Genomic DNA, 6,412 nt, shown 5'->3' with positions numbered 1-6,412 from the left:
CCGCACGACGGTGTCGCAGACCGCGACCACGCCCTGCGGGGTGGTGGCGTCGGCGATCTCGGCCAGCACGTCGTCGTCGACGACGCTCCACGGCACCTCACCGTCGAGTGCGGCGTCGTGCAGCGCGGCGTGACGCTCGGTGGCCGCAGCGGTGGCGAAGACCTCGTGCGTGACGCCCGTCAGGGCGAGCGCCTCGCGGACGGCCTGCGGGCCCTCGGCCAGGAACTGGCCGGTCTCGGCCCGGAAACGCCGCGTGGCGAGCCGTCGAGCACGTCTGACCCGCCCGGTACGGGTGGTCAGGGTCGGCTCGGGGCTCGCCACGGGCGTGGAGGCGAAGGCGGTCAGGCCGTCGCGTCTTCCTTGGGCGCGTTCACGTCGGCCGGAAGGTTGTCCTTCGCGACCTGGACGAGCGCGCTGAACGCCGCGGGCTCGTTGACGGCCAGCTCGGCCAGCATCTTGCGGTCGACCTCGACACCCGCGGCCTTGAGGCCCTGGATGAAGCGGTTGTAGGTGAGGCCCTCGGCGCGGACCGCAGCGTTGATGCGCTGGATCCAGAGACGACGGAAGTCGCCCTTCTTGGCCTTGCGGTCACGGTAGTTGTAGACCAGGGAGTGAGTGACCTGCTCCTTGGCCTTGCGGTACAGACGCGAGCGCTGGCCACGGTAGCCGGACGCCCGCTCGAGGGTCTCGCGGCGCTTCTTCTGCGCGTTGACGGAACGCTTGACGCGTGCCATGTCGGTTCTCCTTCGGGTGGGGTGCGGTCAGAGACCGAGCAGCTTCTTGACCTTCTTGGTGTCCGCCTTCGACACGTCGGTCGTGCCGGCGAGGCGACGGGTCCGCGTGCTGGACTTGTACTCCAAGAGGTGACGACGGTTCGTCTGCTCGCGGCGCAGCTTGCCCTTGCCGGTGAGCTTCACGCGCTTCTTCATGCCCGAGTGGGGCTTGAACTTCGGCATCTCATGCCTCCATGTCTGGGTCGAGGTTCTCGGAGCGACGCCGGGCCTTCTTGGGCGTCGCGGTCTTCTGCTGGGCCTCGCGGCGCGCCTTCTCGGCGGCTGCCTCGGCCTCGCGCTCCGCGGTCCGCTCAGCCGTGGTCTTCGCCTTCTCGGCGGCGACCTCGGCCTGGGCCTCGGACTTCTTCTTCAGCGGTGCGAGCACCATCGTCATGTTGCGGCCGTCCTGGCGCGGGTGCGCCTCGACGACTCCCAGGTCCGACACGTCCTCGCCCAGCTTCTGGAGCAGCCGGTACCCGAGCTCGGGACGGTGCTGCTCACGACCGCGGAACATGATCGTGATCTTGACCTTGTCGCCCGCCTTCAGGAACCGCACGACGTGACCCTTCTTGGTGTCGTAGTCGTGCTGGTCGATCTTGGGGCGGAGCTTCATCTCCTTGATGATGGTGTTCGTCTGGTTGCGTCGTGACTCGCGTGCCTTCTGGGCGGCCTCGTACTTGAACTTGCCGTAGTCCATGAGGCGGCACACCGGGGGGCGGGCCGTCGGGGCGACCTCCACGAGGTCGAGGTCGGACTCGGCGGCGAGGCGCAGGGCGTCCTCGATGCGCACGATGCCGACCTGCTCGCCTCCGGGTCCGACGAGACGGACCTCGGGAACGCGGATGCGGTCGTTGACGCGCAGCTCTGTGCTGATGGATCCTCCTGTGGTCTGTGTCCAGGAGGCCCACGACAATGGCCCCCGTCCCTCAGGACGGAGGCCACCGATGCACGCCGCCGGCGCGTACCGGACGGCGTCGCTCGACCGGGCGTACCGGCCGAGGTACCCCTCGATCCGCGGACCGAGCAGGTGGGAGGTGGGCCTCCACTTCTTGACCAGGATAGCAGGCGTGCCCCGAGGAACGAAAACGGCGCGCTGGAGGACGGCAACGTCCGGCGTCATCGCGGCGAAACACGGCGGACGCGGACGAGCAACAGCGCAGCGCCATCCTGGCACCAGGAGGTGCGGACATGAGGTGGAGGGTGCGGGCGACGTTCCCGGACAGGCCGGGACTGCTCGGTCGGGTGGCGCAGGCGTGCGGCGACGCGGACGTGAACATCGTCGCGATGCAGGTCTTCTCGACCCGGCCGACGGTGACCGACGAGTTCGTCGTGGAGGGCGACGACGGCCTGACGGAGCTGGCGCTCGCAGGGCTGTTCACCGAGGCGGGCGGCGCCGAGGTGTCGGTGACGCGGGCCGACGGTGATGCGCACCTCGACGCGCCGACCCGCTACCTGGACGCCGTGCACGAGGTGCTGGAGGGAGGTCGCGACGTCGAGGAGGTGCTGGGCGAGCTGCTCGCCATCGCCCCGCCCGACGTCGCCGACTACGCCGGGCACGACGTGCTCGACCTGCGACGTCGCAACGGCTCGACGCTCAGGGTCAGCCGTGCGGTGCCGTTCACGGCGGTCGAGCGTGCGCGGGCCCAGGCGCTGCTGTCGCTGGTCAGCGACGCGGGGGTCGACGTCCCGCTCATCGCACCGTCGCCGCGTCACCCCGTCCCGCTGGTGCGGGTGGCCGGCCTCGCTGACATCGAGGCCGTGTCGGCCCTGCACGAGCGGTGCAGCGTCGACACGCTCTACACGCGCTACCAGGTGCCTCTGCGGATGCCGATGACGACGCGCATGGCGCGCCGCCTCGTGACGCCCGAGCACGGGATCGCCCTGGTCGTGCAGGTCGGGCTCGACCTCGTGGGTCACGGCGTCCTCGAGCGGGGCGTGCTGGAGGGCCGTCCCGACGACCACGTCTTCCAGCTGCTCGTCGAGGACGCCTGGCAGGGTCGCGGCTTCGGCACCCTGCTCGTCAAGCAGGCCGCCCGGCACGCGAAGTCCGACGGTGCCGAGCGGCTCACGTTCGTCTCTGCGGGCTCCAACGACACCTTGCTCCGGGCTGTCGGAGCCGCTGGCTTCGTCGCCCGCGTGGAACGTCACGACGCCGCCGTGCACGTCACCGTCCCGCTGTCCGGGGTGCGGGCGGTCGAGACGGCCTGAGGGCGCGGTGGTCGGGCCAGGTCGCCGGGCTGTGGCCGGGCCCGGTGTGTGGGAGGTAGGTGGCGCGCGCTTGCTGCGGGGGTGGAGGTAGGTGACGCTCGGGATGAGCCCCTCATTCCGAGCGTCACCTACCTCCGGGCCCAGGGATACGCGTGCTATCTACCTCCCACCCGCCCGGTCGAGGCTCTCCAGAAGACCGACCGCAGCGTGACCACAGGTCGACGCCCGTCAGCTCCCCGTGACCCAGGCGTGGCCGGCGTCGGTGGCGACGAGCCGGTCGCCGGCGGCGAGGTGGCGCAGGTCGTCGGTCTCGACCACCTGGAAGTGCGGCGAGCCGAGGTCGAGCAGGATCGCGGCGGCACCCTCGGAGAGGGCCGCGACGGCGGCCGCTTGTCCCCACACGGGCACCGGACGTGCCTGCGGGTTCCAGCGCGCCATCGCGTCGAGGCTGGTGAAGGTGAGCAGTGCCTGGCGGCCGTCGCGGCCGGTCATGAGCACCGCCGCCATGTCGGCGTCCTTGTCGCCCGACACGAGCGCCTCCGGCCCGGCCGCGCGGCTCGCCTCGCCGAGGCTGGCCACGATCGGGACGAACACCCGCACCTGGCCGAGCAGCGAGAGCACCGCCGTGGTGTCGCCGAGCACCGCGCCGAGGCGCGGGTCGAGCCGGCCGTCGTCGTCGGGGAAGGCCGGCTCGGCGAGCGATCGACCGGTCACGGGACGCGCCGCACGAGGTCGTCGACCGCGTCCCGCACCCGACCGTGGCCGCTGGACCCCTGCAGCGCGAACAGCATGAGCCGCTCGTCGTCGACGGTCACCAGCGTCGGCCACGGGGCACCCTCGCCGAACGCGAAGCCACGGACCCGCGACCACGGCACGTGGTGCGTGCGGAAGCCGTTGACGACCTCGAGCTCGTCGTCGTCCACCGTCACCCGGCTGCGGCCGATGCCGTGCAGGATCACGAGGAACACGGCGATCGAGCCGTACAGCGTGAGCGCCTGCGACAGGGTCACCTGCGCGCGGATGTCCGCCGGCAGCGCCAGCGTGACGGCCACGCTCATCGCCACGAGCGCCACGCACGACCCGTACGCGACGTACCGGGTGCCGCCCGGGCGGTAGGTCGTGCTCACACCCGGCACGCGAGGATGTCCGTGACGAGGATGCCGCGGGCGCCGAGCCCGTAGAGGCTGTCCATGATCTTCTGGGCGGCGTCGCGCGGCACCATCGAGCGCACGGCGACCCACCCCTCGCGATGAAGCGGCGACACCGTCGGTGACTCGATGCCAGGCGTCAGCTCGACGGCGCGCTCCACGTGCTCGACCCGGATGTCGTAGTCCATCATCACGTAGGTGCGGGCGACGAGGACGCTGTCGAGGCGACGCTTGAACACCTCGTAGCCGGCGGGCTCCTCGGCGCCAGCGCGGGTGATCAGCACGGCCTCCGACGACAGGATCGGGTCGCCGAAGACGGCGAGGTCGGCCTGGCGCAGGGTGCTGCCCGTCTCGACGACGTCGGCGATGGCGTCGGCGACCCCGAGCCGGATCGACGACTCGACCGCGCCGTCCAGGCGCACGACCGAGGCGCTGACACCGCGTCCGCGCAGGTAGTCCTGGACGATCACGGGGTAGGACGTGGCGATGCGCTTGCCCTCGAGCTCGTCGATGGTCCGCATCGTGCCCGTGGGGGCGGCGAAGCGGAAGGTCGACCGGCCGAAGCCGAGCCCGACCTGCTCCGCCGCCGAGGCGGCGGAGTCGAGCAGGAGGTCGCGGCCGGTGATGCCGACGTCGAGCGTCCCCTCCCCCACGTACACGGCGATGTCGCGCGGGCGGAGGTAGAAGAACTCGACGTCGTTCTCGGCGTCGACGAGGACGAGGTCCTTCGCGTTGCGCCGCTGCCGGTACCCGGCCTCGGCGAGGATCTGGCTGGCGGCCTCGGACAGGGCGCCCTTGTTGGGCACGGCCACTCTCAGCATGGTGGGGTCCTTCTGACGATGGGGGGCGGGCCCGGCAGTCGGCTGCCGTCGACGACAGCGGCGCGGCCCAGGAGGTCAGGCTCCGCTGTCGTCACAGATGCGCGTAGACGTCGTCGAGCGTGATGCCGGCGGCGATCATCATCACCTGCGCGTGGTACAGCAGCTGGCTGAGCTCCTCGGCGGTCCGCTCGCGGCCCTCGTGCTCGGCGGCCATCCACGACTCGGCGGCCTCCTCGACGAGCTTCTTGCCGATGGCGTGCACGCCGGCGTCGAGCTCGGCCACGGTGCGCGAGCCCTCGGGCCGGGCCTGCGCCTTGGCAGCGAGCTCGGCGAACAGGTCCTCGAAGGTCTTCATGGTGACCTCAGTCTAGGGACGCGAGACCGCGGAGGGTCGCCCAGGTCGACAGAGCGGCCTCTGCGGCCTCCCGGCCCTTGTCCTCGGCGCTGCCCTCGAGCCCGGCGCGGTCGAGCGCCTGCTCCTCGGTGTCGCACGTCAGCAGCCCGAAGCCCACGGGCACGCCCGTGTCGAGCGCGACCCGAGCGAGGCCGTCGGTGGCCGCGGCCGACACGTACTCGAAGTGCGGGGTGCCGCCGCGGATGATCACGCCGAGGGCCACGACCGCGTCGAAGCCGGCAGCCGCGCAGCCCTGCGACACGAGGGGCAGCTCGAACGACCCGGCCGCCCGCAGCAGCGTCACGTCGGTGACGCCGGCGTCGGCCAGGGCGCGCTCGGCACCCGCCACCAGACCGTCCATGACCTGGTCGTGCCAGCTCGACGCGACGATCGCGACGCGCGCTCCCGCCGCCTCGACCTGGAGGGTGGGCGCTCCGTGTCCGCTCATCTACTCGCCTTCCGTGGTGGTGTCGCCGAGGCCGAGCCCGGGCAGGTCGTGACCCATGCGCTCGGCCTTCGTGCGCAGGTACTGGATGTTCTCGGGGGTCGGCTCGATCTGGATCGGCACGCGCTCGGCCACCTTGACGCCGTAGGCCTCGAGCTGCGTGGCCTTGTCGGGGTTGTTGGTCAGCAGCCGCACCGAGCGCAGGCCGAGGTCGCGCAGCATCTGCGCCCCGGCGGCATAGTCGCGCTCGTCCTCGCCGAAGCCCAGCGCGAGGTTGGCGTCGACCGTGTCGCTGCCGGCGTCCTGCAGCGCGTACGCCTGCAGCTTGTGCAGCAGGCCGATCCCCCGGCCCTCGTGCCCCCGCAGGTAGACGACGACGCCGGCACCCTCGGCCTTGATCGCCGCCATCGACGCCTGCAGCTGCGGGCCGCAGTCGCAGCGCCGCGAGCCGAACACGTCACCGGTGAGGCACTCGGAGTGCAGCCGCACCAGCACGCCCGCTCCCCCGGCAGCCGCCGCGTCGACGTCACCGTGCACGAGCGCGACGTGCTCCGCGCCGTCGATGCGGTCGCGGTAGCCCAGCGCCCGGAAGGAGCCGAACTCCGTCGGCAGCGACGTCTCCG

The 6,412-nt window shown here is 71.8% G+C and carries 11 protein-coding genes; 1 reads left to right on the top strand and 10 read right to left on the bottom strand.

Going from position 1 to position 6,412, the window contains the following annotated elements; genetic code table 11:
- The 4 genes from A6Q79_RS02660 to infC form a co-directional block, all read right to left on the bottom strand.
- On the bottom strand, positions 1-321 hold a 321-nt coding region (locus A6Q79_RS02660), incomplete at its 3' end, for an RNA methyltransferase substrate-binding domain-containing protein (protein WP_317696019.1).
- A 20-nt stretch (positions 322-341) separates the two neighbouring features.
- Complete coding sequence (gene rplT, locus A6Q79_RS02655) at positions 342-734, bottom strand: 50S ribosomal protein L20 (RefSeq protein WP_055970368.1); 393 nt, start codon at positions 732-734, stop codon at positions 342-344.
- A gap of 27 nt (positions 735-761) precedes the next feature.
- Positions 762-956, bottom strand: coding sequence for a 50S ribosomal protein L35 (gene rpmI / locus A6Q79_RS02650; protein WP_067857189.1), 195 nt, complete (start codon positions 954-956; stop codon positions 762-764).
- 1 nt (position 957) lies between these two features.
- Positions 958-1,686, bottom strand: a complete 729-nt coding sequence (infC, locus tag A6Q79_RS02645) for a translation initiation factor IF-3 (RefSeq protein ID WP_253024694.1) — start codon at positions 1,684-1,686, stop codon at positions 958-960.
- A 275-nt stretch (positions 1,687-1,961) separates the two neighbouring features.
- Between infC and A6Q79_RS02640 the strand changes: the two genes are divergently transcribed.
- Complete coding sequence (locus A6Q79_RS02640; RefSeq protein WP_286690512.1) at positions 1,962-2,981, top strand: GNAT family N-acetyltransferase; 1,020 nt, start codon at positions 1,962-1,964, stop codon at positions 2,979-2,981.
- 228 nt (positions 2,982-3,209) lie between these two features.
- On the opposite strand, the gene A6Q79_RS02635 is transcribed toward A6Q79_RS02640, so the two are convergent.
- The 6 genes from A6Q79_RS02635 to ribA all read right to left on the bottom strand — a co-directional run.
- A complete protein-coding gene (locus A6Q79_RS02635; RefSeq protein ID WP_286690513.1) occupies positions 3,210-3,695 on the bottom strand; it encodes an SseB family protein in 486 nt (161 codons plus the stop codon).
- Entirely contained in the window at positions 3,692-4,108 is a 417-nt protein-coding gene (locus A6Q79_RS02630) for a PH domain-containing protein (protein WP_286690514.1), read from the bottom strand. Before A6Q79_RS02630 ends, A6Q79_RS02635 begins: the two co-directional genes overlap by 4 nt.
- Positions 4,105-4,950, bottom strand: coding sequence for an ATP phosphoribosyltransferase (hisG, locus tag A6Q79_RS02625; RefSeq protein WP_286690515.1), 846 nt, complete (start codon positions 4,948-4,950; stop codon positions 4,105-4,107). Before hisG ends, A6Q79_RS02630 begins: the two co-directional genes overlap by 4 nt.
- Positions 4,951-5,041: 91 nt before the next feature.
- Complete coding sequence (locus A6Q79_RS02620; RefSeq protein ID WP_067857173.1) at positions 5,042-5,305, bottom strand: phosphoribosyl-ATP diphosphatase; 264 nt, start codon at positions 5,303-5,305, stop codon at positions 5,042-5,044.
- A 7-nt stretch (positions 5,306-5,312) separates the two neighbouring features.
- Positions 5,313-5,792, bottom strand: a complete 480-nt coding sequence (gene ribH, locus A6Q79_RS02615; protein WP_067857170.1) for a 6,7-dimethyl-8-ribityllumazine synthase — start codon at positions 5,790-5,792, stop codon at positions 5,313-5,315.
- Positions 5,793-6,412, bottom strand: a 620-nt coding sequence (gene ribA, locus A6Q79_RS02610) for a GTP cyclohydrolase II (RefSeq protein ID WP_317696002.1), incomplete at its 5' end; no start/stop codon positions are given.

Source organism: Aeromicrobium sp. REDSEA-S32_B7 (assembly GCF_001626145.1).
In the GTDB taxonomy this organism is placed as follows: Bacteria; Actinomycetota; Actinomycetes; order Propionibacteriales; family Nocardioidaceae; genus Aeromicrobium; species Aeromicrobium erythreum.
This window is presented reverse-complemented; position numbering and strand designations above follow the sequence as displayed.

What these genes read in the sequence shown, in the direction of transcription:
- A6Q79_RS02620 (WP_067857173.1), bottom strand. Translation starts at nt 5,305, where the DNA reads ATGAAGACCTTCGAGGACCTGTTCGCCGAGCTCGCTGCCAAGGCGCAG.
- hisG (WP_286690515.1), bottom strand. Translation starts at nt 4,950, where the DNA reads ATGCTGAGAGTGGCCGTGCCCAACAAGGGCGCCCTGTCCGAGGCCGCC.
- ribH (WP_067857170.1), bottom strand. Translation starts at nt 5,792, where the DNA reads ATGAGCGGACACGGAGCGCCCACCCTCCAGGTCGAGGCGGCGGGAGCG.
- rplT (WP_055970368.1), bottom strand. Translation starts at nt 734, where the DNA reads ATGGCACGCGTCAAGCGTTCCGTCAACGCGCAGAAGAAGCGCCGCGAG.
- rpmI (WP_067857189.1), bottom strand. Translation starts at nt 956, where the DNA reads ATGCCGAAGTTCAAGCCCCACTCGGGCATGAAGAAGCGCGTGAAGCTC.
- A6Q79_RS02640 (WP_286690512.1), top strand. Translation starts at nt 1,962, where the DNA reads ATGAGGTGGAGGGTGCGGGCGACGTTCCCGGACAGGCCGGGACTGCTC.